The sequence below is a fragment of the Paenibacillus baimaensis genome, assembly GCF_025567575.1.
In genome coordinates, this window is the sequence record NZ_JAOQIO010000007.1 from 208331 (window position 1) to 234985 (window position 26655).

The window sequence follows — 26655 nt, forward strand, 5'->3', positions numbered from 1 at the left end:
CCGTTGAGGTTCCGTAACGAAGACGCTTCGTCAGTATTATTATACTTAATCAGTGCGCAAAGCATCGATTGGGCGCAGCTTGGAAGCTTTATTGGCCGGATATAAGCCGAAAACAATCCCTACAAATACCGAGAACAAAAAGGCATACAGACTTATATCGAATGAAACAACGGTTAATTGTTTAGGGTTGAAATAAGGCCACACCTTCGCAAATGTAACGCCCAGCGCTAATCCGATTAATCCACCAAGGCCACTTATAACCACGGCCTCGAACAGAAATTGCAAACGAATATTTCCCCGCGTGGCACCAATCGATTTACGAATCCCGATCTCTCGCGTTCGTTCACTAACGGTAACTAGCATTATATTCATTATTCCGATACCACCAACCAGCAAGGAAATACAAGCAACGCTAACCAGTTGGCTTGTTAAGGTGTTCGAGGCTTCGGTACTTGCAGTTAGTAACTGATCCTGATTGGTGAACCGAAACCCCGTGGCGCTTTTAAATTTAGATGTCAAATAGGATGTCAATGTACTTTGTGCAACCGTTATATCGTCTTTGGTCGTAGCTTCAAAATAGGCAGTACGAATCGCGCCGAAATTTAATTGCCGCTGTGCAGTTGTTAATGGCACTATAACGGAAGTATCAACCGAAGGTCCTCCAATACTGGAGCCTTTGGTATTAAATAAGCCAACTACGGTAAACTGAAAACCATTAATATTAATCAACTTGTCTATTGGATCCACGGTTCCGAATAGCTCCTTGGCAACTGTCGTTCCCAATACAGCGACATTCGTGCGCAGATCCAGATCGGATTCTGTAATAAATCGCCCGTCCCTTAAAGAAACTTTCAAGATGTTCAAATATCTTTCGTTGGTACCATTAACGTCATAAGCATCTTGACTTGTATTGTATTTCACATTGATTTTGGAAGTAACAGCAGGAGCTATCGCATTAAACTCGGGAAATCCCTCGAAACTCATAAGATCCTGATAGTTAAGTTGCGTAGCACGCCTTGGACCAAGTAAATTGAGCACCAGCAGATTGGTTCCCATGTTTTCGTATTGCTTGGCAATTTGCGACGAGGTTCCTTGGCCAATAGCCACCAAAGTAACAACCGAACTAACCCCAATAATAACACCCAGCATTGTGAGAAGTGTCCGCATCCAGCTTGCACTTATTGTTTGGAGTGCCATCTGCAACAATTCCATGATTCTCATACGTTAGCCTCCACCGCCTCTACTTGCCTCCGCTGGGGCTTATTGTCTACATCACTGACAATCGATCCGTCCCTTATCGTAACTATTCTTTTGGCGTGCTCGGCAATATGTAAATCATGGGTGATTAGAACAATCGTATTGCCCATTTCATTCAAATGCAGCATCAGCTCCAGCACTTCCTGTCCTGTCCTGGAATCCAATGCACCCGTCGGCTCATCGGCCAGCAGCAATGAGGGGCCAATGGCCAAGGCGCGGGCAACAGCTACACGCTGCTGCTGGCCGCCTGACAACTCACTGGGACGGTGATGGGAACGTTGCCCCATCCCCAGAAGCTCCAGTGTTTGCTGCGCCTTTGTTCTTCGTTCTTTTTTGCCAAAGCCTGCATAAATCATCGGCAGCTCCACATTCTCAATTGCGGAAAGTCGCGGCAGCAAATTAAATTGCTGAAATATAAAACCAATTTTTCGATTTCGAAGACCCGCCAGCTCATCACCCTTCATCTTCTCCGTGGCGATCCCATTGAGACTATAAGAGCCTGATGTGGGTATATCCAGCAATCCGATCATATTCATAAGGGTAGACTTCCCTGAACCGCTTGGTCCTACAATGGCTACAAATTCGCCTGCACCTACAGCTAGTGAAACATCCTTCAAAATATGAAGATTTTCGTTACCTCGAAAATATGTTTTTTTTACTTGCTTTAACTCGATCATTTTCATAGGTTTACATACCCTTCTTATTGGAATTTTTTTAGAATCCCCCTGGAGGCGGACCTGGAGGAGGCGGCGGATTTCCACCGTCATCGCCTGTTGGAGCCTCGTTGCGAGCTCTCTGCTGGAATTGATTTCTCAAGGCATCCGTCTCCGCTTGAGTCAGTTTTTTTGTCGTAGCATAGGTTTCTGTAACTAGAATATCGCCTTCTGCCAGCCCATCGGTAATTTCTATCAGGGTCGAATTATTGGCACCTATCTTCACCTCATGCTCAGAGTCTATCGTGCCATCTTCTTTTTTTACAGTGACCACCTTCTTGCCGTTACTGGTTTTCACATGAGCCACCGGTACAACGAGCACATCTTTTTTGTCCTCAATCAGAATATCAGCAGTAGCTGTCATCGTATATTTGAGCTCGGAAGCATTGGTTAACGTTACAACAGCAGTATAAAAGGAAACGCCGTTCGTCACCGTTCCTACCGTAGAAACCTGTGTCACTTCTCCCATAAACACTTTGCCTGAAATAGCATCTACCCTTACCTCTGTTTTCTGGCCAATTTTGATTTTGGGGAGGTCAAGCTCATCCACCTTAACAGGCAACTGGAGGGTGTTCAAATTGGCTACAGCTCCTAGTTGTACGTCGCTAAGTATGGTAGTCCCGACCGGATATGAAGCCAGTACATTCTTCTTCTGATCGACAAAATCAGTAGAAAATATGCCATCAAAAGGAGCATAGACCTTCAGCTTCTCCAGTTGATCCTCCATATTCTTAATGCTTTTTAGGGCTTGGTCGATTTGATTTTGTTTACTTGTTATCTCTTTGGGCAAGGATTCACTTACTATCGTAGCGATCAGATCGCCTTTGTGGACCATTTGATTTTCTTTGAACGCCATCTGGCCTACCGTTCCCGAAGCGCCTGCCAATACGTTAGCTGTGGTTTTGTACTGTAGGGCTGCTTGCGCTTTAGATTCTATTTTCAAGCCTCCAATAGTGAGTGTGCCCTTGGTATTTTGTCCGGCATCCATGGTTCCATCATTATCTACCTGCAGCGTCACATCGAGGAGATGGTTCCCTCTGGTATCTGATTTGACATCATGCGATATAGCCGTGACCGTTCCCGATTTGGTTAACAGATATCCGTCAATAGTTAATTTAACCAGATCACCTGCTTGAATCTGCAAAGCCTCCTCCTGGAGGAAAGGCAGGGCAACCATTAAATTGTCTATACTTGCAATTGTGGCTATCTTGGAATTTATGGAGATTCCCGCGCCTTCGCTAATATTCGTTGTCAGCTTGCCGCTTGTTGGCGCTACTGCCTTGAGAGCATCTGCTTGTTTTTGCAAATCCTGCATATCCGTTAGATAACTGCTAAGCATTTGTCTTGCGGATTCGAGCTTCTCATCTAAGCTCGAATCCGATACTTCTAGGAGGAGATCGCCTTTCTTGACCGTTTGGTTCCTTGTTAGGTTCAAGGATTTGATCATGCCCTCCTTAGGTGGAACAATCGTTTGTAGATCCTGGGGCTCCAGCTGTGCCGTGCCTGAGATAGCTGTACGCACATTCCCCTTTTTTACGGTATAGGTGGTTTGTTGAACAACGGCCTGTGTCGTTCCGAACAATGTGTCTTTTTTCATGTAAACATATGTACCGCAGCCGCATACAAGCAGTGCAGTTAATGTTACAATAATTAATTTTTTCATCTTCATAGAATCGTCCTCCCCAACTGCTGCTAGTAATAGTCCGCTTTGATTTCGTTCAGGCGGTTTAGGATGCGCATTTGCCTCTAGATCATCAATCTTTTACATGTTGACTACCCTGGCTTATGGCAATCTCGGATAAGGACTGTCCCGACTCAAGCTCCTGTCGCAGCTGGCCTGGGGTCAGATTCATTACTTCCAAGAGCGCATCACGGTCAAGATCGGCCAGACCTGGGCCGAGCGCGAGCGGTATCGGAGCAAAAGTGTCATAAATAGCCATCCCAACGGAGGAAGCGGCCATAGCAACAGGCATTACTGCAGAGCCCCCACTTAACATAAAGGCAAATGTTAAGGTACCCACCAGCATCTTGATCTTTTTTATGCTGGAGACGTTTGTTTTTTTCATCATGGTTCAAGCATCCTTTCGAGGAACATGTTCGTTGTTGAGTTCCACTTTAGGCACAATGAGTGAAAAAAGAGGTAAAACATAACCATGTTGTTTTCACTCTTTTTTCGCTATTTGTTGATATCCTGTATCCTGATATACTTAATTAAAAAAGATAAGAACGGGAGCGAACAGACTGATGAAAATATTGCTGGCGGAGGATGAACAGCGGTTGGGGAAGCTGACCGCCCATATGCTCAAAATAAAGGGCGGACATACCGTGGATTGGGTCATCAGTGGGGAAACGGCTTATGATTATGCCAGCGTTTCCAGCTATGATGTACTGGTGCTCGATTGGATGCTGCCGGACCTGGACGGATGGTCTGTCTGCCAGCAATTGCGTCTGAACGGCTACACTGGTGCTATAATGATGCTGACCGCTCGGGATTCTGTGCAGGATCGAATCAAGGGACTGGACGCTGGAGCCGATGATTATCTGATCAAACCTTTTGAAATCGAAGAATTGTTGGCAAGGATCAGAGCGTTGGGACGGCGAAGCTTTACGCCTCTGCTAGAAGAGGTATATCGTTGGGGCGAATTGGAGTTGAACCGCACGAGCCATATCATAGCTAAAGGGAATAATAGGGTGCAGTTGTCGCACCGGGAGTTTCAATTGATGGATTTGCTAGTGCAGAACAAAGGCCAAGTGCTATCTCGAGAGCTTATTTTGGATCGAATCTGGAGCTTGGAAACGGAAGTTACACTTAAAACCATTGATGCAACAGTTAAGCTTCTCCGTAGAAGGCTTTTGCAAATTGACCCGGGTTCGGACTGGATTAAGAATGTGTGGGGGGTCGGCTACAAAATTGAAGCTTAAACTGCATCATTGGCGAAAGCGTTTATTCGGAGACGAGCTATTCAGCCGAACACAGTCTATGCTTACGCTGCAATACAGTGTACTGCTTAGTTTGTTTTTGCTGTTGTTTATTATAATCGTTTACTCGCTACTGTATTTTCTTATCTGGAGCAATCAGGAAGAAAAGCTCAATAAGCTATTGGACGCAGAAATCGGAGCACTTCAGGGGCCTCTGTATGTGGATATACTCAATGGGAAATTCGATAAGCCCGGCCAGCGCCCATTTGAACTGAGCACCGATCAGGCGTTTTATTATGTAATAGACATAGTTGGCGACAGGGTAATCGGTGCCGAGTTACAGAAGGAGCTGAGTACACAGGTCCTTGGTTTGATTCAGCAAGGAGCGCTTCGTAGGCCAACTCTTCAAAAAGTGGAATTGCAAGCCTACAAAGAATCATTAATTCATTTACGTCAGCCCAATGATGTCCAACAGAGCCTGCCTTATTTGGTTGGAAGCCGTCCGCTCTACCGAGACAGCAAGCTTGTCGGAACCCTGTATGTAGGCAAAGACATATCCTTCCAAAAGCAGCTGTTTTACTGGCTGCTGGCCACCCTTTTGGGTATTGCTTTCCTTTTTCTGGCGTTGGTCATTGTTTTTAGCCGGTGGATGTCACGACAGGCAATGATTCCTATTCGCAAGGCTTATGAACGTCAACAGCAATTCGTAGCTGATGCTTCTCATGAGCTGCGTACGCCGATTAGTGTGCTTCTGGCCTCTATTGAGACGCTGGACATGGAGGATGGTTCCAGTGACAGTTCCTTTAGAGATTGGGTATTCGAAGGTATTAAAGAAGAGGTTCATCGCATGAATCGGTTGGCAAGTGATCTACTGCTGCTGGCTCGCAGCGATACAGGGGAGGTGTTGATACATAACGCATGGTTCGATTTGGCAGACACAGCAGCGCAAACGGTTGGTCGGCTCAACCTTCTGGCAGAGGTCCAGCAGGTTGAGTTGAAGCTGAATGCCCCATCGGTGTTAAGGATTTGTCTGGATCAGGAGAAAATAATTCAATTAATTGTTATTTTTCTGGAAAATGCGATCAAGTACACCCTACCTGGAGGAATTGTAACCCTGACGATCACGTACAAGACCGGGTCTTTAAAAGACACACTCCTGATAGAGGTTTACGATACAGGAGTCGGGATCCCGGAAGAGGAGCTCCCACGCATCTTCGAACGCTTTTACCGACCTGACAAATCGCGCTCGCGACAGGTGGGTGGACATGGACTTGGACTTGCCATCGCGAAGCAGATTGTGGAAGCATATGCAGGAACGATAAACGTGGAAAGCAAGCCCGGAGTGGGCAGTTTGTTCAAGGCGGAACTGCCCATTGTACCACTCCCTATGTAAATTTTCGTGAACAGCCACCTTTGGGTGGCGATGGATCGTTGGTAAATGTGTAAGGATTTGTTCTCATTTTGGAGTCCCATCACTTTTGATTGGGTTACCAAGGCTAAACGTAATACGACTTCGGATTATCTATACTGTGTAAAAACCGTACAAGAAAGAGCTGACCAAAATTAAATCGACAGACGAATTGTACCATTTTGCCGCAGCAGAAGCTGAAAGCATGCTCCTTGGCAAGGCACGGAAGAGACCATAATTTTCTACACTTGTAGAGAATTATGGTCTTTATCGTGGATTCAATGGAAGCTATTCAAAGTCATATATTATTTAGCTTGTTTAGGTGGGAGCGCGGGGTGGGGCGGTTTTGGATGCTTATGCTGAATGGCATCGGCTGCCCGGACGGAAATTTCCTGCTTGCGAGTTTCATATTCGTCCTTCCATATCATCTTCTCACTCAGCTCTTGATCCAGTCGGCTGGTCAATCCCTGAGCTGCCAGATCAATCAGCTTCTGCACATCGATACCCTGCGCCGCTGCTATATCAGACAAGGATTGACCGCTTCTCAATGAGCTCGTCAGCTTGTCGGAGGAAATACTAAGGAGCGACAGCAGTGCTTCTTGATTTAACTGCTCCAAGCCAGGCCCCAGAGTTGGGCCCAATCCCAATTCGGGTGCAAGAGTACCCAGAGCAGGTGGAGCAGGCGGTTTTGGATGTGTGCGTGACAATGCGTATGCGGCACGATCAGCCACTTCATTTAAGCGAACATTAAACTGGTCTTGTATAATATGACCGTCGTTCAGCTCCCGTTCAAGTGTTGCTTTCAGGGCATCTGCCACCAGATCAGCAACCTTTTGCATGTTGGTCCCCTGGCTTGCACCAATCTCGGACAAGGACTGTCCTGATTCCAGCGCCTGCCGAAGCTGATCTGCTGTCAAATTCATGACTGTCAGGAGAGCATCAGATTGAAGCTCCCCCAGACCTGGTCCAAGCGGTAGCGGAGGCTTTCCTGCGGGTGGAGCCGGGTGGCCGAGATACGGTTGTGGCGGTACAGGAGCAGATGTGTCATATACAGCGGTCCCAACTGATTGCGAGATTAACGAGGTCACCACGGAAGAAGCGGCTACGGCGGATCCCCCGCTTAACAAGAAGGCGAAGGTTAAGGTACCTGCAAGCATCTTTGTCTTGTTTAAGCTGGAAAAGTTTGTTTTTTTCATGTTGATTCAATCATCCTTTCGCGGAATGTGTTTGTTGCTGATTACAACTATAGACTGAATGAGTGAAAAAAGAGGTAAAACAAGATCGAGCTATTTTCACTCTTTTTCCTCTATTTATTGATATCCTGGGAAACCCGACAGTGTATCCAGCTATGATGTGTTAGCAATTGATCACAAGAAACCGTTCAGGAACTCTCTCATTTGAGGTTTCTTCTATTGGCTGCAGTTAAGAGTTCCGATAGTCGCGAGGAGACATACCGGTTTCTTTGACAAACAAACGTGAGAAATAAAAAGAATCGGGAAATCCGCTCTCTTCAGCGATTTTTTTGATTGGGAGCATTGAACTTTTAAGCAGATGCTTGGCGGAATCCATACGTATTTGGGTTAAATATTGGATAGGACTCATGCCTGTATGCTTTTTAAAGGAAACGGAAAAATAACCATGTGATAAGGACACATGCTCGGCCAGCCTATCTCTCGTTAACGGCTCCTGATAGGCAGATTTCATATATTGAATGGCCTTCTGAATCGCTGCCAAGGTCGAGGAATCCTCCTGCTGCATCGTGGATAGTTGATTCATAAGCTGGAGTGTATTCAGGAATTCAAGTTTGACCAGCCATACGTAGCCGCTGTTCTTGTCCCTCCACAGTTGAAAGACTTTACGGAATGCGGCTGTCAGAGCAGGCTGCTCCTGAACATATTGTACGATTGGAAAAGGCAGCTCTTCAACCCCTTCCATGATTTTCATGTTAATACCCTCCCAACTGGTCAGACGATATTGAAAATGAAAGGAAAAGAAGCATACCGGAGAATCCGGTTGAGTCGTAATCCGCATATGTCGGTTCGGGCGAATTTGAAACAGACTGCCAGGTACGAGCAAATGTCTTTCCCCATCAAGCTCAAGCAGGCCTTTACCCGCGTACACATAACAGAGCACATGAAGTCTTGTTCTCTCACGCAGCAGGTTATAATTAAAACGTTCCCAGAACCCTGCCTCCCGCTCCACCACATCGACCATTCGCGGCGTAAAGCCTGTCAAAAACTCATAATCCATACGCTTCAGCCCTATCATTAGAAAATAACAACATCCCTGATTACCATAGAACCGGCAACCAGGGACAATCAACTCATTATTTATTTTTATTTTTGTAAGCTTCGTTGGTTTCTTGAATAATTTTTACGAACTGCGGATCAGTTTTCAGCTTAGCCACATAATCATCCCAAGCAGACATGGGCTCTTTACCGAGAATGACTTTGATTTTCATGTCCTGAATCTTTTTGTACAGATCGGGTCCTAAGGTCAACGCCGTTTGCGAGATTAACCCCGTACTGATGTCCGGCTTGCTGAAGCTCGAACGATCATCGACGATTTTTTTGTTGCGCTCGTAGAATTCTTTGGGAATACCATTGTAATAGGCCCGTTGGTATTTATCGTATCGCTGAAAAATTTGCAGCAGGTTATTCGTTACATCCGGAATATTATCAATCTTGGCTTGCTCTGTCGCAACCTTGAAGCCGTCTTTGATTGTATAATGCTTATCGGCCAAGCCAAATTGGGTCATCGTTGAAATTTCCTCACTATTCCCTTGATCCACAAAAGTCAAAATTTTCTTCAGCTTCGCTTCCGACACCGTCTTGGGAATGACGAACATCCCGAATACACCCGAATCCTTACCCGCGAACTTGCCTTCCGGTCCAGTCACGTATGTTAACGGATAGGAGTCGGCTTGCGGATCGATTTTACGAAGCGCATCCGTATACAACCATTGAGGATTAAGCGCAGAGCCAAATATTCCCGCTTTGTTCGCCATATACTGCTCCCTGGCTTGTGTAGATTTCATAACGGCAAAATCGGGAACAAGCACTTTTTCATCATAGGCTTTTTTCAACCATTCCAAGGCCTGCTTTTGTCCCGGCTCATAAATAACAGGAACCAACTGTCCATCCTTCAATTTCCATTTGCCTGACGCCCCGACAAATACATTTTCAACCCAGCCATAAGCACCCATCCCATCGGCATCCACATTTCCGGTAAGTCCAAACGTATCCGCTTTTCCATTGCCATCAGGGTCTTTTTCGGTGAATGCCTTGGCTGCTGCATAAATATCGTCCATCGTTTCAGGAACCTTCAGCCCCAGCTTATCCAGCCAATCTTTACGGACATGTACACCCCAACCACCCTCAAGCGGACGAGGCCGGGGTACGCCAAAGTTTTTGCCATCGATCTTGGCATTATCCCATATTTCCTTGGGCAGCGCGTTCAGGTTCGGATAATCCTTGATATAAGGAGTCAAATCCCAAAAAGCTCCCGAAGTCGCCATCTGGACGACCTGCGAATCGTAAACATTATCAACAAAGGTCAGGTCAGATAAGTCTCCAGATGCCAGTGCTACCTTTGTTTTTTCTTTGATCGAGTTAAAAGGCACCCAGGTAATACTCAATTTCGTATTTGTTTTTTTCTCGATTTCCTTGAGCAGCTCATTAGAAGAATCTACGGCTTGCGCCCCCTGTTGGTTGGCAAAGATCGATATTTCCGTAGGTTTCCCTGTATCCGCATTCGTCGCTCCTCCGGCTTTGGTATCTCCGCCCGTACTTCCGGCGCCACCTGAGCAAGCCGTAAGCAAAGCAGGCAGAACGAGTGCCGCAGCACATGTGAATGCGATTTTTTGGTGCATGTTGGAATGATAACGTTTCATCCTTGTAACCTCCCTGAGTATGTTATTAAGCTTACCCTAATATCAGCTTTTTCAGCTGCATTCTGCATTCATCAACCCACCACAGACAAACGGGCTATTCCAAACCTACTCACCCCTTTATCGAGCCAACCATAACCCCTTTGGCAAAATGCTTTTGCAAAAACGGGTATACCAGCAAAATCGGAACGGTCGAGATGACTACAGCAGCCATTTTTAGCGTATCAGTTGGTATCGATATTTCGCTCGACATCTGATTCGCGATTTCTCCCGAAGACGAGCTGGAGGAATCAATCAGCAGCATTTGAAGTACAACCTGCAGAGGCCTTAAATCTGCCTTATTGATATACAAAATCGCCGAGAAGAAGGTATTCCAGTAAGCCACTGCATAAAACAAACCAAAAGCAGCCAGAGAAGGAAGCGACAGCGGTAAAATGATCCGCAGGAAAATCCCAATATCAGATGCACCATCAATTTTCCCTGCCTCTTCAAGTTCCTCTGGAATACTTTCAAAAAAGCCTTTCATTAATATCACATACCAGCCGCTCGTTAGCACAGGTACGATTAATGACCAAATACTGTTGATTAAACCCAATTCCCTAACCACCAGATACGGCGGGATAATGCCCGGATTAAACAGGGTCGTCATCAGAATCAGGATCAGCAGCACCCTTCTCCCCTGCAGTCGTTTTCTGGACAACGTATAGGCTCCCGCTGCTGTAACAACCAAGCTTAGTGCTGTTCCGACTGTCGCGAGAAAGGTGCTCACCGCCGTTGCATTCACAAATACATTATTCGCCAGTAAATATTTGTACGAGGTCAGGGTCCATTCAGTTGGAAACAACACCAGACCTTTGCGCAAGTATTCAACGGGTGAGGTGAAGGAAACGACGAATACATAATAAAAAGGAAAAAACATCGTTAAAGCAATAACCAATAAAATTAATAAAACTGCCGAGCTGAACAACTTGTCCGAAATACTCCGATCTACCATCGGTTAACCTCCTTGTTAGGCTGATATCAAGCAGCTCATTGAGCTTGTTCCCAAGATCAGGCCGCATCTTTTCTGCTTCCCCTCGGTACCTGCTTTAGTAAATGCCCTCTTCTCCGAATTTTTTGGCTAATCGGTTCGTGACCACAACCAGAATGACACCCACGATCGATTTGAACAAACCTACGGCAGTGCTGTAGCTGAACTGAGCCTGCTGAATCCCGCTGCGGTACACATACGTATCGAATACATCGGCCACATCGGCCACGGCTCCATTCATCATCAGATACACCTGCTCAAAGCCGACATCCATCATATGGCCAATCCGCAGAATGAGTAAAATAATGATCACATTACGAATCGCCGGAAGGGTCACATGCCAGATTTGCCGCAAGCGTCCGGCACCATCAATTTTGGCAGCCTCATACTGTCCCGGATCAATCGAAGCAATCGCAGCGAGGAAAATTACCGTCCCCCACCCAGCTTCCTTCCACATCGACTGAAACGTGAGCAGCAGCCAGAAGAAGTTGGAATCCGTCAAGAAATCATGCTTTTGAAAGCCAAGTGCAAACAGCATCTTGTTAATGACACCATCTGACGTGGATAACATCAGAAAAGTAATCCCTGCAATCACGACCCACGATAAAAAATGCGGTAAATAAATCACCGATTGTATCGTTCTCTTGATCCATTCTCTACGGACCTCGTTAAGCATCACAGAGATCAGGATCGGCAGCGGAAAAAACAAGACCAAGTTCAGCACATTGATCGCCAGCGTGTTGCGAAGCAAGATCGCAAAGTCCGTATTGGAGAAAAACCGTTCGAAATGCTCCAACCCTACCCATGGGCTGTTCATAAACCCTACATAAGGCGTGTAGTTTTTAAAAGCAATGAGTATTCCCCACATCGGTACATATTTGAATATGAGGAAATATGCAAGCATGGGCAAGGCGAGCACATACAAATACTTGTCCCTGATTAACCCTCGCCAGACTGCTCGTCGTTTGGTCGCTTTCTTGTTATGCGTTGTCGTCTTCCATGCGGCAGCATTCATGGAATCCATCTTTGGGCCGCTCATCCCATTCACCATCCTCTTGTTGTTCTTGGACTCAATATATAATGCCGCTTTATTTCCGGCAATTGCATATTCATTCCTATTCCATTTCCTGTAAATGCACTTTCATTCCACTCGATTTCCTGCCATTGGACTTTCATTCCAAGGGCCAAAAACGCTTGGCTTACAGCCCACCTATGTATTAAGATATAACGTATAACTGGGGGGTGAGCGCATGTGGAAGCACAAACATTATAGAAATACGTTTCTCATCGCAGCCATCAGCGCCTGTTTACCCGCTGCCATAATCGGACTGTTTGTATATTTCATTGGAACTGCCAATATCGAAGCAGAAGCCAAACGAACCCATCAAAATCAGGTTTCGTTCGCGACTGAACGAATTGACAGTAATCTCGCGCATCTGGAAACCGTCATTGCGCAATGGTCATTTAATTTGAACCTCAGCAATACGTATGGCAATCTGGATGTCGAGCGTGACTTCTATAATATCCAGCAGGTGATCTATCGATCACTAACGTGGATCAAGGCATCAGATCCGCTGATCGATGAGGTCAGCCTTTATCTGGATAAGCAGGAAGTCCTGATCAAGGAAAATAAAGGCATTCAGAAGTTTACCTCCAAGGATTCCTTGCAGGACTATCGAGCCTTGGTTTCCTACCAACGGGACATATATTGGACAGATACGATTACGCGTAATCCCAATGCCGCTCCGTATATGCTGGTCGTCCGGCTTCCTGGTGGATTAGCCACTACAGAGGCTGCATTAATAATCGAAATTAACGCCAAGCAGTTAAACCGGCTGATCGGGGAGCTTGAACCCGGAGGCGAAGGCTCCACAATGCTGATGCAGCAGGATGGCAGAACCATATCCCTGGGCTTGAACCCCATTAACCAGCCTACGGAGCTGGATTTATTAGTGGCAAGGGTCATCGGAGAAAATGAGCAGGGCTCCTACGTGGAAACCTTGAAAGGTCAATCGTATTCCATTTCATATGCCACGATGAAACGGATCGGCCATATATGGAAAGTCGCCACAGCTGCGCCGCTTGCGCAGTTAACCCAGCCAGTCGAGCTGCTGTCCCGGTTGGTTATCTACTCAGGCTGCTTTGGATTGCTGTTGGCCCTGTTCCTCTCCTGGTTCGCTTCCAGGCAATCGTATCGTCCGATTCGCAAGCTTGCTCTGCTCTTTCGTTCTGGCAAGCAGAGCTCCGAAGGAACGGATGAGCTCGATTTTATAGCCAGCGAATGGAAGCATATCTCACGAGAAAGCCAGATGATGCAAGAACGTCTGGACACCCAGCTGCCTACGCTTAAGGAAAGCTTTTTGCTGCAGCTTGTACAAGGTCATTTGTATTTTCTGAATGAAAAGGAAATCGTCGATCGCATGGAGCAATACGGCTGGGATGTTCAGAATACCATCCATTCGGTAATGATGATTCAAATGCATGGCTTGTCTCATCACGAAGGTAAATTTTCGCCTGGTGACGAGCAGTTGGTAACATTTGCAGCATCCAATATAGTTGGGGAAGCTACAAACGGTAGAGCGATGGCCTGCAGTGTCATTAACTTTCAGGATTTGACGGTCGGACTGCTCATCCGATTTGCTGTGGATATGTCGGAGGCAGATATCAAGGCCACCCTGTATCATCTCGCTGACGAGCTCGCTTCCATGCTGTACAATTTGCTCAAGGTGCATATTACCATTTGTGTAGGCAAAAGCACACGTTCGCTCAGCAGTCTCGCGGATCTATTCGATGATACCCGTAAAGCGCTGAAATATAAGAAGCTCGATGAACAGCAGCAAATTTTGTATATGGATGAAATGATGCCGGAAGGGTCTCATGCCATTAATTACCCATTCGAAACCGAGAAGGAAATTATACAAGCTCTACGCATGGGTAGTGATACGGAGCTGTACCAGGGTCTGGATCATTTTCTGGCAGCTCTACAACAGCAGAGTGATAAGGAAATTCAGGTGCGTCAGGGTCTGCTTCAACTGTTCGGCAATATTCAAAACACGATCATGCTTTCCGGTTTCAACCCGTTACATTTGGATGAAGGTGAGACACTGTGGGAAAAGCTGTTTCATATGGACCCTAAGACCACGATCCAAACGATCAAGGACAAATTAATAGCACCTTATTTGCAGGAAATGCATCAAACGCAGGATATTCAGCTCAAACAGCTCGTCGAAAAGGTGCTTCATACGATTCAAGAAACTTATATGAAGGATATCTCCCTGGAATATTGCGCGGATTTGCACGGCACATACCCCAAGAAGCTGAGTGTCGGCTTTAAGCAGGTTACAGGCACAACGTTTATTGATTATTTAACCCAATTCCGTATGGACAAGGCCAAACGGCTGTTGATAGAAACGGATGAGAAAATCAACGATATTGCCTCGCAGGTAGGCTATCAGGCCGCTTATTTTAATCGAACCTTTAAGAAGCATGAGGGTATCACACCGGGGCAGTACAGAGAGCGGCAGTCGAAATAACCCTTAATCAGGGCATGTACATGAAGAAAAACCTTCCATTTGCTTCAGAGCAGCATGGAAGGTCTATTGGGAATCGTAAGGATAGTCTGAACCATTCGAAGTGATTATAACCGTTCCAGAAAGCTGACAGCCATCGACGCAATCCGTTCATAGCCTTGTTCGTTCGGATGTAACCGATCCTTACTCAAATAAGACAGCGTATACCGATTGAAGCCACTTTCTGCATACAAATTCAGTACCGGAAGTGCATAACGGTTGCCGATCTCCTGAATGACCTCGACGTAATCGATAAGCCGATGACCGGACTGATTGATAGTATCGATGTCGAAGCCGTCTTTATCACGCTGGAGAGGCGTCCATAAATTGAGCCTACACGCTGGGTTCTTGTTCAATAAATCCTCGATCAATGTGAGATAAGCACCATAAAAGGTATGGATATTCCGATCATTCTTGTGCCCTATCGGCTTGTCCAGACGATAATCATTGGTACCCGCGAAGATCGTAACGCAATCGTACATCGGCTCGATGCTGCGACCGATATGCACGGTGGCCCCATAATCCCGGTCACCGCCAGCAGTGAGTGGACAACCACTTTTCCCTTCATTACGGATCACGGAAAACCCGAGTGCAGCACCAACCAAGGGCTGGTAGCCATTGGCTTCGGTAATGCTGTCACCCAGGGTGCACCAGCTTTTCCCTTGCCATTTGCGTTCAAATCGATTATCCATGTGTATTCCCTCCGAGAACAAGATAACTCCAAGACAAACAAAGCGGCAACCTCACACCCCAACAACAGTGCGAGAATTGCCGCGAATTCAATCTACCTTATTTCTTCGCAGTCGCGTACCAATCGTTCACTTCCTTGTAGCTTGCATCTCCACCGGAGGTTTTGAACTTTTGAATAAAATTGTCTATCCCCGTCATCGGTTCTGCACCATAGATCAGCTTGTTGGTGTAATCGCCCACTAATGTATTCAACTGCTGGAAGCTTTTGGAGAACTCAGGCAAGTATGGAGCAAATCCCAGCGGATCCGCAACCCTTGTGTTGTCCGGCTGGATTTTATTCATATAATTCCATGCGTCAAACAAACGTGGATCCTTGCGAACACGAGCCTGCCAATAGGTCGGATAGTTTTTATCGTCCGTACCCGTCAAGAAGTTGTTAGCCTGATTCCGTTCATCGGTAAAGATCGGTAAAATAGGCGTATACGCACCGTCCTTGAATGTATAATGCTTATTCTCCTCACCGATCGCCATCGTTTTGAAGGTATCTTTTTCAAGCTTCGCATTCATCCATTTGATCGCATCCTCTGCATGCTTGGAGGATTTAGGAATATACGTGATACGGTCGAAACCTGCGGTAGCATTAAGTCCGATTTTTCCATCCTTTCCTTTTATCGTAGGAATAAAGGCAGCTTTGGCCGTAGGCACACTTTTGGTTAAGGCATCCGCAATTGTTGGTACATCGGACCAATTCAACATCATCATGCCCGCTCTGCCGCTGGTGAATTTTTCCTTGGCAGTCGCATCCTTGTTCGCACCGAATTCTTTATCCAGCAGGCCCTGTTTGAACAGATCTGCCATAAACGTTACATACTCCTTGTAAGCAGGATCCATGGCGCGAGGCGTCAGCTTGCCATTCACGTTGTTCCAGAAGCCAGGCATTCCGAATGCACCGACAATATTGTCAATAAAGGAAGCATCCCCTCTTATGGTCAAAGGAATATTTTTATCACCGTTGCCGCCTGGATCCTTGTCTTTAAACGCTTTCAGGACTGCCACGAGCTCATCTAACGTAGTAGGCGCTTTCATTCCGACTTTATCTAACCAATCCTCACGAATGTATAGGCTGGATGCAGCGAAGGGAATCGTTCTGGTAGGAATCGCATACAGCTTGCCATCCACTTTAGCCGCTTCCAGGGCAGCCGGATCAATCGCTGCTTTAATGTTAGGTCCAAACTTGTCGATCAGAGGGCCTAAGTCCGTTAAAGCCCCTTTTTTGGCGTAATCGGCATACAAAGCTTTGAAATCCGTACCGCCCGTAGTTGTAATCGCGTCGTAAGGCTCACCGGAGGCAATCAGAATGTTCAGCTTGTCCTGTGGTTTATCCTGCGGCAGCATATCATATTGGACCTTATAGCCTGTAGCTTGCTCCAAATATTTGGCTACCGGATACGTATTGTAGTCATCCTTTTGCCAGATTTGAAGTGATTTTAACTCCGGCTTGGGTGCTGGTGCTGCTGGCGCTGAAGCTGCCGGGGCTGGATTTGGCGCGCTGCCACCGCTGGTGTTGGTTGGGCTGGCGCAGGCCGCAAGCGACGTCACTGACAAGGTGGCTGCCACCGTAAGCAGCATGGTTTTTCTGTTTATCAACATGTGTAAACCTCCCGATTCGATTATGTTTACTATATCATTAAACCCAGGATGCAAGCACCCCGAGCATTAATGCAAATTTATCCTTTGACAGAGCCGATCAATACACCCTTGACAAAATGCTTTTGCAAATAAGGATACACGAGCAGCATCGGGATAATTGAAGCTATAACGGTTGCGGCACGCACACCTTCCGGAGATACGTTCATCATATCGTCAACGCTTTTGTTGATGGCGCTGGAGCTGTCCGCATCCATGACGATATCTCGCAAATATAATTGCAACGGCTTCAAGCTGGCGTCGTTGATATAAAGCATGGGGTGGAAATAGTCGTTCCAGAAATAAACAGCATAGAAGAGCGCAATGGTCGCAATAACAGGAACGCTTAACGGTATAATAATTCGGAATAAAATCGTGAAGTTGCGTGCACCATCCATTCTGGCCGACTCCTCCAGCGCTTCCGGTAACGATTCATAGTAGCTTTTGATCACAAGCATATTGAACACACTAATCAAGGCTGGCAGCATAAGCGACCATAGACTGTTAATCAGGTGAAGCTGCTTCATCAACAGGTAGTTCGGAATGATGCCGCCATTAAACAGCATGGTGAAAATAAACAGCAGCATGATAAAGGAAATGCCGGGCAGGTGCCTTTTGGATAAGGGATAGGCTGTTATCGCTGTCAAAAGAATCGAAAGTACGGTACCAACCACTGTGATCAGCAGGGAAACACCTATCGAATGAAGGAATTGTGCTGAAGATACAACATGCTTCATCGTGTCGAGCTGAAAGCCTACGGGGAAAATACCGACTCTCCCGGATACCACGGCGGATTCATCGCTGATCGCTTTGGAAAGCACGTTAGCCAGTGGCAGTAAGGTAGCCAAGCCCGACAGCAGCAATACCAGATAAACGGAGATGTCGAGGGACCAATCGCCAATTGTTTTTTTATGCATAATTCTCGCCTCCTACCAGATGCTGCGTTTGATCAGTTTTTTGCTAAGCTCGTTGCCTGCGACAATCAGGATGAAGCCGACTACCGAATTGAATATGCCAACCGCCGTGCTGAAGCTGTAATCCTGCTGCCCAAGCCCTTGACGGTATACGAAGGTTCCAATAACATCGCCGGATTGATAGACAACTGAATTGTACATGGTCAAAATTTGTTCGGTTCCCGCTTCCAGTAAATAGCCCAGGCGCAGTATAAAAATCAAAATGATCGTCGGCACGATACCGGGCAGTGTAATGTGCAGCATTTGTTTAATCCGCCCTGCTCCATCAATGGCAGCCGCTTCATACTGCTCCTGCTCGATACCTGCGATAGCGGCGATGAAGATGATCGCATTCCAGCCCGATTCTTTCCAGCCAGCCGTAAATACGATCACACTGCGGAAGAAGCTATTGTCCAGAAAGAAGGATATCGGTGTGCCGCCAAAGGCTTGAATGACATTATTGACCAGTCCGCCGCTTGGTGACAGGATGTTAATGAACAAGCCCGAAATAATAACCCAGGACAAGAAGTGCGGCAGGAAGATGATCGTTTGTACGGTTTTTTTGAACCAGGCCTTGCGCACCTCATTCAGAAAAAGTGCAATCAGGATTGGGATCGGGAACAGCAGCACGATTTTGTACAACGAAATCAATAACGTGTTGATGAATACCTGATAAAATTCTTCCGAGCGAACAAGCTTTTCGAATTGGGCCAGTCCGACCCATTTACTGCCGGCAAACCCATCAAAAATGTTAAAGTCCTGAAAAGCGATAATAATGCCATACATGGGCGCATACTTAAAAAGCAATAGAAACAGCAAGCCAGGGACTAACAATATATAGAGGTCGAGATTGCCTCGAAACAATCTCCAGCGGCCGCTGCTTACTCTTCTCGCTTTGTTTTGGACGATTTGGGATTCTGGTTCTACTAGGGTACGACTCATGTGGTCAGCTCACCTCCGTGTTGGTATATTTGTATTATATAGAGAGAGCTGATCAGACTGTAGATGGCAATATTTGTGTTTCTGGTACTATCTTAAGGTATTTATACAAAAAACCGCCCCTCTTCTATTTTCAAAGAGTGCGGTTTATGATTTGGACTATAGGATGATGCATTAAGTCTCATTGTGTTGATCTGACTGCAAACAGATGAAACGAACAACAACCGTCGTACCTTCGCCAAGCCTCGATTCGATGGTCAGCCCGTATTGCTCTCCAGCAAACAATTTAATACGCTCGTTCACATTATATAACCCATAGGAGCTCCCTGATCCATCGGATCGCATGGCAGGCTGTGGCTCAGTCAGCAGAGTGCCCACCAGCTCCTGCTGCATGCCGATTCCGTCATCCGTAACCGACAATACCAGCTCGTCACCTTCCATAGCTGCTCGAATCCATATCGTGCCTGCCTTACCCTTTGATTTGCGAATCCCATGCAGCAGTGCATTTTCGACAATCGGCTGGAGGGTCAGCTTAGGCATTTCATACACATCCAGGCCCGCTTCCGCTTCAATATGAAATTCAAAGCTTTTCGGAAACCGGGTTTGCTGAATGTCCAGATATACTTTGGCCAAATTCAGTTCATCGCTGACACTGACCCTATCCTTGCCTTTGTTGAGGCTAAGCCGAAAATATTTGGCTAACCCGTCAATCATTTGGCTAATATCGTGAGCTCCCCGTCCGATCGCAATCCAGTTAATCGTATCCAAGGTATTGTACAGAAAATGCGGATTAATCTGTGCCTGGAGTGCCCTCAGCTGCGCTTCCCGCTCCTGAACCCTGGAGCGATACGTCTCTTCCATCAAATCATGAACCTTGTGAATCAAATGATCGACGCTATTTTCCAAAAGATTGGAATCACCTTCAGACATACCCGAACGTTCATCCAGGCTTTCGATCCCTTCTCGTTTGATCATCATGATCACGGATTGCATCCTGCGGTTCATGCCTCGTACAATCACGGCTAATAAAATAAATACAAGAAGCAGGAACAGAATCGTGACACTCGATAACGTTGCAATTCCGGAAAACTGATTCAGTGCCGTCGCTCGCGACGTAATTTCCGCCTTCGGAATTTCCGCAACCAGCTTCCAGCCCGTTGATCGAAGCGTCGTATAAACGACATAACGAGAGCTGTCGTCCTTCATTACGGGGATAATGCCTTCCTCGCTTTGTCCGAATGCGGTCAGCACCTCAGAAAATTCCATTTTACTGCCCAGCAGCGTCTTATCTTTGTTCGATATCATGGTCCCATCCGGTGCTGCAAGGTAGATCGTGCCCTCTTGGGTCAGCTTGATTTTGGCCAAAATATCCTGGATCGTCCTCTCGGCCACATCGATCAAGAGTACGCCTGAAATCTGATCATATACTTCAGGATCTCTCAGCATACGGGCACCGGAGAACACATAGACAGGACCGGGTTCCAGATACGATTCCTGATAAGCGCCCGTCCACACAATGGTACCGCCTGCATCCATCACCTGCTGGAGCCAAGGTCTGCCCTTCAAGCTATCCAATGTGAAAAAGTTAACCCGTTCCCCGGAAAACATCCGATTGCTGTTCACAAACAAACGAACCCGCATCACATTCGGATTCGTCCCGGCGTTATCGACCAGATACCTCAGCTCCTTGAGCGAGTCGAGCTGCTGTCCAATAGAAGCCGTGCTGCTTAAATATTGGTGAAGCTTCGGATTCATAAAAATAATATTCGACGTATCACGTACCGAATCGAACTGGTAGTCGAGGTTGATGCTTGCTTGTTTAATCGTCTGCAGCATCGTACGGGTCACCTCCTCTTCAATGATCTGAGAGGACTTTTGCGTATACGAATAGAGCAGCAGCGCAGCAGGAATCAGAATGAGAATGACATAAGCCAACAGCCAGCGTCTGGCCGCCATGGCTCCTTTCAAGAGCAGCAAGCAATAATTCCAGCTTCTTTTCAAGAGTCTTCTCATGTTTCTTATCCCCCTTTAAGGCAATTGGTCGCGAAATGCGCTTGGTGTCAGACCCGTATACTTTTTGAACAGCTTGCTAAAATAGCTCGGGTCCGAATAGCCGACGGTGTAACACACCTCATAAAACTTATTGCGCGGATCGCTTAGCAGTTCTTTGGCCTTTTCGATTCTTACCTTGGTCAAATATTCATTGATCGTTTCTCCCGTTTCCTGTTTGAACAGCAGACACAAGTAGGTCGGCGACAAAAACACTTCCCGCGCGATATCGCCAACCTGAAGGTTTTCGGCAAACCGTTCATCGATCAGGGTATGTACCCGTTCAATCGCATTTTTGGGCTTGCTGCTCCGTTTTTCACGGATCCGTTCGCACACATCCAGCAGATGAGTCTCTACCCTGTGACGCAGATCGAGAATCGTTTCCTGCTTGAATACCTGCTCCCACAGTGCGGCTTCCTTGTCGGCCATCTCCGGCCCCATCATATTAAGCTCCAGCAGCAGCCGGCTTGCCATCAGAATCAACTGCAGACTGACGTTGCGGCAGTTGGTCAAGCCTTCCTTGCGACTTCGCGACAGGGGCTCAAAAATTCCATCCAGCTCGGCGATCAGCTTTTCCTGATCCGTTGCCTTTAGAACCGACATGATGCGTTCACCCTGAGCCGTGTCGAATCGGTAAAGGCTGTCCGTATTTTGCTGTAAATTATCGATCGAGATAATATGATTTTTCCCCAGATACCATCTTTGATCGGCAGCCTCGCGTGCTTGATTATACGATTCAGGCATCGATTGCAATCCCGAAATTCGCTCGCCTACACCGATGGTAACACTAATTTTCAACCAACGCCTCAGGTTGTCACGAATTTGCTCGGTTAAGCTGAACAGCCGTTCCTCCTGACTATCTTCCTCCCCCATTCTCAGAATGACGACGAATTCGCCATTGCGGGTTTCAAAGGCATACCCCTGCATCATCTGCTCCGTCAATTCCTGAACGATGTTGAGAACCGAATAGGAGAGCAGCTGCTGATCCCGCTCCGTTCGGGTCGCCACCACCTCTGCGCTATCGTCGATTTTCAATACGAGTGTCCAATAGTCGGCTTCGGCAGGCAAATCGAGTCCGAGAAAATCCAGCCGGTCTTTGATCCGTGCCGGATTCGTCACGCCATCCCAAATCAATGACATCAGAAACTTCTCCCGCAGTAAAGGCATGCTCTGCGTCAGCTTCACCTGCATGTCTACAATATAGGTGCGCTCCTGCTCCGCATCCTGCAGCTCCTTGACCACCCGCTCCACCACAGCTGCCAGCTCCTGCATATTCACTGGCTTGAATATATAATCGACAGCATTGACCTTAAGCGCAGACTTCAAATAATCCGCATCATCATGCCCGCTGACAAAAACAATTTTGATCCCGGGAAAGCGCAGCTTGATTTCACTGGACAGCTGTATGCCATCCATCTGAGGCATGCGGACATCGGTCAGCACCATATCAGGTTTGATCCGTTCAATGAGTTCGAGAGCGACATCCCCATCGTCCGCTTCACCGACTACCTCAATTCCATACCGACTCCAGTCAAAATAAGTACTCAGCCCGTGCCGCACTGTAGGCTCGTCGTCCACGATAACCAATCGATACATGTGCTGCCTACCTCCCATCTATTATGTAGTATAACTTGAATGACGCACAGACACACGCAAAAAGACAAAAGATCGCCGCTCCCGTCGCAATCATACAGGAGGCCGATCTTTGATCTGGTTCATTTACTTTGGGTCAAGCTTCATCGTCGAATTCAACCTTACCCGAAGCACCTACAGCCACAGCATCCGCATGGCCTGGTCGTTCACCCAGCCAAGCGCCTTGCTCAACAAGCTTCCGCTGGAGCTCAGGTATCGATACCTCACGAAACCCGCCACCAGTTACACTCGCCATGGCCGCTGCTGTTCCTGCCGCCTGCCCCATAGCAAAGCAGTTCGGCATCACGCGGAGCGAGCCCTGCACGGGACGATCGGAGGAAACGGAACGTCCGGCAACGATCAGATTGGACTTGCCCTGCGGCAGCATGCAGCGATAAGGCACTCCATGCGATTGTCCTTTCGGCAGATGCTTGATGACCATCGTACTGTTCGCATTGGCTAGATGAATATCGATAAAATAAGCATTACGGGCTATATCATCCTCGAATGTTCGCATCGAGATAAAATCATCGACAACCAACGTATAATCACCGGCAATTCGCCGTGTTTCCCGAATCCCGATCTGATCGCCGGAATGTACCAAATGAATGTTCTCAAATCCTGGTACATATTTACGCAAAAACTGGATTTGCACATCGATCAGCACACGCCCTTCAATCGCGGCACGGGTCAGATCCTCCGCCTTCGTTCCGTCGATACCGAAGATATGACCAAAGTTAAAGCCGACCACCGAATCTGTGATCCAGGCCATACCTGAAATGCGTTTACGACCTTCCGGAAGATCACCGTTAAGCTGGGCTTCTACGACGGTTTTTTCGAGGCTTTTGCCTTGCCCGGACTGCTCGATAAACTGCTCGAAGCGCGCTTTATCCACTCCAGATACCAAATAACACATCGTACCCGGCTGCAGCTCGCCCTGCTCTCCACCCGTTTGAAACGGAACACCGGCTAGCGCCGCTAAATCGGCGTCACCCGACGCATCGATATACAGCTTCGCTTGAACTACAGAACGTCCAGACTTGTTGCTAATGACGATTCCGCTGATCCGATCGCCATCGAGCAGCACTTGGTCTGCGACCGTATGAAACAAAAGTTGGGCGCCGCTGTCCAGCACCTCCTTGTCATATACCCGCTTTAGCGTTTCCACGTCAATCGGTACCCAATCCAGCAAATCCTTGTAGCTGTTAAGAAATTTGTCACCAGCCGCCTGCTTCATCTTCTCCAGCAGATCCAGTCCGATACCGCGAATAATCGGCTTTTCTCCATCCGTATAGGGGCAAAAAGCAGGCACCAAAGCTGCCGTACCCATACCACCGAGGTATCCGCGCTGCTCAATCAACAATGTATTCGCGCCATTCCGTGCCGCTGCTATGGCAGCAGCAATCCCTGTCGCACCGCCTCCGATAACGACAACATCCGGTGTATGGGACACCTGCAGCTCAGAAGTTATTGTAATCGTTGTTAACGCTTGCTTATTCATATTGTCAGCCTCCTTAAGTAAGATATCTTCATTATAAGCTGCCGCTCCAAGAGAACTAGTTTCATTTTAGTTTCATCTAAAATCAAAGCATGGTAGGATAGAACATAAGCACAGTGATACCGAAGCCGAAGCATAGCCAATAAAGTCCTAATCTAATTCAAAGGGAGCCCAAGTATGCCCATACGCAAGCAGGTAACGCTGAAAAGTATCGCTCAGCAGCTTGGCGTTACGATACAGACCGTTAACAAGGCCTTAAAGGGAAAGCCCGGGATGTCAGAGGCCACAAGGCAGCTTATCGTGGAAACGGCGGAAAAACTCGGGTATTTTACGAAGGAGCAAATTCGCAGCTTAAGAGCGGAACGGATTATTTCTTATCCCATAGAACGCAAAAGATTCCTGCTTGTGCAAACCGAGCAATCCGTCGGCTATAATCGTCTGCTGCTGGAGGGGCTGCATGATCGCTTTGCCTCCTTCGGCCACCATATTGAAATCTGCTTACTGCCTGCCTTAACTCGGGAAGCTGCTATGGCAGAGTGGCTGGAAGAACAAGCAGTCACATTCACTGACGGCTTGTTCATTGCGCCCAGCATCTTGCCCAAAACCTGGGAGTCTGTGCTGCTGCAAATACCGATGCCAAAGATTCTGCTCAGCTATCCCCCGCTCGGTACCAAGGCGGACAGTGTGATCTGGGATATATACGAAGCCACTTATCAGGCTGTTGCTTATTTAAGGTCCATTGGCCATCATAACATCATGTACATTGGCGACACTCATTCGCAAAGAGGATTTATTGTGCGCTGGCAGGCTTTTATCCATGCGATGAATGAATTCAATGCTGAGGTAGACGCTACAGCGCATTCGATCGGTCAGCGCAGCCTTCAACCTGAATGGCTGAAGGATTTGCGAGACAAGCTTGTTTTACACGCCCCAACTGCCGTAATTTGTGGTGTCCATGGTGAGGTCGCCCCTTTTTATCAGCTATGTCAGGAGCTTAACCTTCATATACCCGGGGATATATCTGTAATCGGCTTTTTAAATGAGCAGCCGAATTCGCTGCCGCTCTTCACCAGACCCCTGCTCTCGATCCGCGAAACCGGATATCGGGCTGCCGATCGTATGCTTTGGCGAATTGCCAATCCAACGCTTCCCTACGAGCACATTCGGATTCAGGGAGATTTATGTATCGCTGGAACTACGGCAGTACGCGTAGACAAACAAGAGAAACACTAACTACTTAACCGGCTTCAGTGGGGATTTTCGTGATTCTTTAATGAGTTTGCAGCTTGTCTGTATTGACATCGTTTTATTTTCCAAGTAAAATTCAATCTATGAATGTGGTAGCGGTACCACATATTTTTTACGGATATATGGTACCGCTACCACAAACCTGCACCAACTCTCATGAAGGAAGTGAACAGCAGTGGCTACGATCCGCGATGTTGCACAATTATCAGGTGTGTCTGTTTCCACTGTGTCTCGTGTTTTGAACAAGAGCGGTTACGTCAATCAGGAAACCGAGCACAAGGTGAATCTGGCCATCCAGACGCTGCAGTATGAACCCAGTGCAGTCGCAAGAGGGCTGGCAAGCAAGCGGAGCCGAACGATCGCTTTGATTCTTTCCAATATGATGAATCCTTTTTTTCCAGAGCTGGCAAGAGCCGTCGAGGAAGTCGCACGTACATTTGGTTATACCGTGTTTTTTGGCAGCTCCGATGATCAAGCCGATAAGGAGCAGGCTTACATCGAGATTTTCAGACAAAGATATGTAGACGGAATTATTTTCTCCTCGCACACGCTGGGTATGGAAGAGGCTCTTCGCCTGAACAGCAGCCATATCCCCTATATCGTGCTGGATCGAGCACCCTCTGATGAGGTTTGCAGCGTTGTCCGCTCGAATAATCGTGCTGGTGCAAGACTCGCTGTTCAGCATTTGCTGGATAGAGGCTGCAGCAAAATCGCTCACATTTATGGGCCACAGGGGATTCGGACCGCCCAGGAACGACTTCGAGGATACGAGGATATCGTGAAGCATTTGCCGTGGTACAGTCCGAGTCTGCTCATACCCGGAAATTTCCTTTTGGATGGCGGGATAACGGCTGCTGAACAAATGATGGAGCGCCACCCCGATGTAGACGGTGTCTTTGTTGGAAATGATCTGATGGCTGTCGGGGTATTGAAATCCTTGCTCCGTATGGGAATCCAGGTTCCTGAGCAAGTGGCGATATGCGGATTTGATGGCATACAGCTTACAGAGGCCACAGAACCTGAAATTACAACGGTAGCCCAGCCGATTTATGAGCTTGGGGCTTTAGCGACAAGACTGTTGATTCAAAAGATTAACGGAGAAGCTGTTGCAAACAGCCTGCACGAATTAGATGTTACCCTTATACCACGAGCCTCCACAAGAAAGGATTGAAAAC

21 protein-coding genes are annotated in these 26655 nt (G+C 47.2%); 5 read left to right on the plus strand and 16 right to left on the minus strand.

Going from position 1 to position 26655, the window contains the following annotated elements; translation table 11 throughout:
- Positions 1-45 precede the first annotated feature (45 nt).
- The 4 genes from OB236_RS02665 to OB236_RS02680 all read right to left on the minus strand — a co-directional run bounded on the left by OB236_RS02665 (position 46) and on the right by OB236_RS02680 (position 4039).
- On the minus strand, positions 46-1221 hold the full coding sequence (locus OB236_RS02665) for an ABC transporter permease (RefSeq protein ID WP_262682588.1): 1176 nt from the start codon (positions 1219-1221) through the stop codon (positions 46-48).
- A complete protein-coding gene (locus OB236_RS02670) occupies positions 1218-1940 on the minus strand; it encodes an ABC transporter ATP-binding protein (RefSeq protein WP_317259309.1) in 723 nt (240 codons plus the stop codon). Before OB236_RS02670 ends, OB236_RS02665 begins: the two co-directional genes overlap by 4 nt.
- Positions 1941-1971: 31 nt before the next feature.
- Positions 1972-3639: an efflux RND transporter periplasmic adaptor subunit gene (locus OB236_RS02675; protein ID WP_262682589.1), complete on the minus strand. Its 1668-nt coding sequence runs from the start codon at positions 3637-3639 to the stop codon at positions 1972-1974.
- Between the two features lie 85 nt (positions 3640-3724).
- Positions 3725-4039, minus strand: coding sequence for a hypothetical protein (locus OB236_RS02680; protein ID WP_262682590.1), 315 nt, complete (start codon positions 4037-4039; stop codon positions 3725-3727).
- Positions 4040-4214: 175 nt separating this feature from the next.
- Here OB236_RS02680 and OB236_RS02685 point away from each other — a divergent pair, with 175 nt between their 5' ends.
- On the plus strand, positions 4215-4892 hold the full coding sequence (locus tag OB236_RS02685; protein ID WP_262682591.1) for a response regulator transcription factor: 678 nt from the start codon (positions 4215-4217) through the stop codon (positions 4890-4892).
- Positions 4882-6282: a sensor histidine kinase gene (locus OB236_RS02690; protein ID WP_262682592.1), complete on the plus strand. Its 1401-nt coding sequence runs from the start codon at positions 4882-4884 to the stop codon at positions 6280-6282. Before OB236_RS02685 ends, OB236_RS02690 begins: the two co-directional genes overlap by 11 nt.
- A gap of 320 nt (positions 6283-6602) precedes the next feature.
- Here the strand turns inward: OB236_RS02690 and OB236_RS02695 are convergent, their stop codons facing one another.
- From OB236_RS02695 to OB236_RS02715, 5 genes are all read right to left on the minus strand, one after another.
- Complete coding sequence (locus OB236_RS02695) at positions 6603-7493, minus strand: LysM peptidoglycan-binding domain-containing protein (RefSeq protein WP_262682593.1); 891 nt, start codon at positions 7491-7493, stop codon at positions 6603-6605.
- A 226-nt stretch (positions 7494-7719) separates the two neighbouring features.
- The gene (locus OB236_RS02700; RefSeq protein WP_262682595.1) at positions 7720-8565 is read right to left on the minus strand and encodes a helix-turn-helix domain-containing protein; all 846 of its coding nucleotides are present in this window, start codon (positions 8563-8565) and stop codon (positions 7720-7722) included.
- 58 nt (positions 8566-8623) lie between these two features.
- Positions 8624-10189, minus strand: a complete 1566-nt coding sequence (locus OB236_RS02705) for an extracellular solute-binding protein (protein ID WP_262682597.1) — start codon at positions 10187-10189, stop codon at positions 8624-8626.
- 109 nt (positions 10190-10298) lie between these two features.
- A complete protein-coding gene (locus OB236_RS02710; RefSeq protein WP_076229609.1) occupies positions 10299-11180 on the minus strand; it encodes a carbohydrate ABC transporter permease in 882 nt (293 codons plus the stop codon).
- A gap of 94 nt (positions 11181-11274) precedes the next feature.
- Positions 11275-12120 carry an ABC transporter permease gene (locus tag OB236_RS02715; protein ID WP_408638411.1) on the minus strand — a complete coding sequence of 282 codons (846 nt, stop codon included), beginning with the start codon at positions 12118-12120 and terminating at the stop codon, positions 11275-11277.
- Positions 12121-12466: 346 nt separating this feature from the next.
- Between OB236_RS02715 and OB236_RS02720 the strand changes: the two genes are divergently transcribed.
- Positions 12467-14749, plus strand: a complete 2283-nt coding sequence (locus OB236_RS02720; protein ID WP_262682598.1) for an AraC family transcriptional regulator — start codon at positions 12467-12469, stop codon at positions 14747-14749.
- A gap of 104 nt (positions 14750-14853) precedes the next feature.
- Here OB236_RS02720 and OB236_RS02725 read toward each other — a convergent pair whose 3' ends face one another.
- The 7 genes from OB236_RS02725 to OB236_RS02755 form a co-directional block, all read right to left on the minus strand.
- On the minus strand, positions 14854-15477 hold the full coding sequence (locus OB236_RS02725; RefSeq protein WP_262682599.1) for an SGNH/GDSL hydrolase family protein: 624 nt from the start codon (positions 15475-15477) through the stop codon (positions 14854-14856).
- Between the two features lie 97 nt (positions 15478-15574).
- Positions 15575-17125, minus strand: coding sequence for an extracellular solute-binding protein (locus tag OB236_RS02730; RefSeq protein ID WP_262682600.1), 1551 nt, complete (start codon positions 17123-17125; stop codon positions 15575-15577).
- Between the two features lie 77 nt (positions 17126-17202).
- Complete coding sequence (locus OB236_RS02735) at positions 17203-18078, minus strand: carbohydrate ABC transporter permease (RefSeq protein WP_076229606.1); 876 nt, start codon at positions 18076-18078, stop codon at positions 17203-17205.
- A 12-nt stretch (positions 18079-18090) separates the two neighbouring features.
- A complete protein-coding gene (locus tag OB236_RS02740) occupies positions 18091-19056 on the minus strand; it encodes an ABC transporter permease (protein WP_262682601.1) in 966 nt (321 codons plus the stop codon).
- A gap of 171 nt (positions 19057-19227) precedes the next feature.
- Positions 19228-21066, minus strand: coding sequence for a cache domain-containing sensor histidine kinase (locus OB236_RS02745; RefSeq protein WP_262682603.1), 1839 nt, complete (start codon positions 21064-21066; stop codon positions 19228-19230).
- A 15-nt stretch (positions 21067-21081) separates the two neighbouring features.
- A complete protein-coding gene (locus OB236_RS02750) occupies positions 21082-22698 on the minus strand; it encodes a response regulator (RefSeq protein ID WP_262682605.1) in 1617 nt (538 codons plus the stop codon).
- 133 nt (positions 22699-22831) lie between these two features.
- A complete protein-coding gene (locus OB236_RS02755; RefSeq protein WP_262682606.1) occupies positions 22832-24235 on the minus strand; it encodes an FAD-dependent oxidoreductase in 1404 nt (467 codons plus the stop codon).
- A gap of 174 nt (positions 24236-24409) precedes the next feature.
- Between OB236_RS02755 and OB236_RS02760 the strand changes: the two genes are divergently transcribed.
- Positions 24410-25465, plus strand: a complete 1056-nt coding sequence (locus OB236_RS02760; RefSeq protein WP_262682607.1) for a LacI family DNA-binding transcriptional regulator — start codon at positions 24410-24412, stop codon at positions 25463-25465.
- A 190-nt stretch (positions 25466-25655) separates the two neighbouring features.
- Positions 25656-26651 carry a LacI family DNA-binding transcriptional regulator gene (locus OB236_RS02765; RefSeq protein WP_262682608.1) on the plus strand — a complete coding sequence of 332 codons (996 nt, stop codon included), beginning with the start codon at positions 25656-25658 and terminating at the stop codon, positions 26649-26651.
- Positions 26652-26655: the final 4 nt, after the last annotated feature.

Excerpts from the sequence above, each read along its gene's own strand:
- OB236_RS02745 (WP_262682603.1), bottom strand. The coding sequence starts at position 21,066 with ATGAGAAGACTCTTGAAAAGAAGCTGGAATTATTGCTTGCTGCTCTTG.
- OB236_RS02715 (WP_408638411.1), bottom strand. The coding sequence starts at position 12,120 with ATGCTTGCATATTTCCTCATATTCAAATATGTACCGATGTGGGGAATA.
- OB236_RS02760 (WP_262682607.1), top strand. The coding sequence starts at position 24,410 with ATGCCCATACGCAAGCAGGTAACGCTGAAAAGTATCGCTCAGCAGCTT.
- OB236_RS02705 (WP_262682597.1), bottom strand. The coding sequence starts at position 10,189 with ATGAAACGTTATCATTCCAACATGCACCAAAAAATCGCATTCACATGT.
- OB236_RS02750 (WP_262682605.1), bottom strand. The coding sequence starts at position 22,698 with ATGTATCGATTGGTTATCGTGGACGACGAGCCTACAGTGCGGCACGGG.
- OB236_RS02700 (WP_262682595.1), bottom strand. The coding sequence starts at position 8,565 with ATGATAGGGCTGAAGCGTATGGATTATGAGTTTTTGACAGGCTTTACG.
- OB236_RS02735 (WP_076229606.1), bottom strand. The coding sequence starts at position 18,078 with ATGCATAAAAAAACAATTGGCGATTGGTCCCTCGACATCTCCGTTTAT.
- OB236_RS02695 (WP_262682593.1), bottom strand. The coding sequence starts at position 7,493 with ATGAAAAAAACAAACTTTTCCAGCTTAAACAAGACAAAGATGCTTGCA.
- OB236_RS02725 (WP_262682599.1), bottom strand. The coding sequence starts at position 15,477 with ATGGATAATCGATTTGAACGCAAATGGCAAGGGAAAAGCTGGTGCACC.
- OB236_RS02755 (WP_262682606.1), bottom strand. The coding sequence starts at position 24,235 with ATGAATAAGCAAGCGTTAACAACGATTACAATAACTTCTGAGCTGCAG.
- OB236_RS02720 (WP_262682598.1), top strand. The coding sequence starts at position 12,467 with ATGTGGAAGCACAAACATTATAGAAATACGTTTCTCATCGCAGCCATC.
- OB236_RS02740 (WP_262682601.1), bottom strand. The coding sequence starts at position 19,056 with ATGAGTCGTACCCTAGTAGAACCAGAATCCCAAATCGTCCAAAACAAA.
- OB236_RS02665 (WP_262682588.1), bottom strand. The coding sequence starts at position 1,221 with ATGAGAATCATGGAATTGTTGCAGATGGCACTCCAAACAATAAGTGCA.
- OB236_RS02710 (WP_076229609.1), bottom strand. The coding sequence starts at position 11,180 with ATGGTAGATCGGAGTATTTCGGACAAGTTGTTCAGCTCGGCAGTTTTA.
- OB236_RS02730 (WP_262682600.1), bottom strand. The coding sequence starts at position 17,125 with ATGTTGATAAACAGAAAAACCATGCTGCTTACGGTGGCAGCCACCTTG.
- OB236_RS02680 (WP_262682590.1), bottom strand. The coding sequence starts at position 4,039 with ATGATGAAAAAAACAAACGTCTCCAGCATAAAAAAGATCAAGATGCTG.
- OB236_RS02675 (WP_262682589.1), bottom strand. The coding sequence starts at position 3,639 with ATGAAGATGAAAAAATTAATTATTGTAACATTAACTGCACTGCTTGTA.
- OB236_RS02670 (WP_317259309.1), bottom strand. The coding sequence starts at position 1,940 with ATGAAAATGATCGAGTTAAAGCAAGTAAAAAAAACATATTTTCGAGGT.
- OB236_RS02685 (WP_262682591.1), top strand. The coding sequence starts at position 4,215 with ATGAAAATATTGCTGGCGGAGGATGAACAGCGGTTGGGGAAGCTGACC.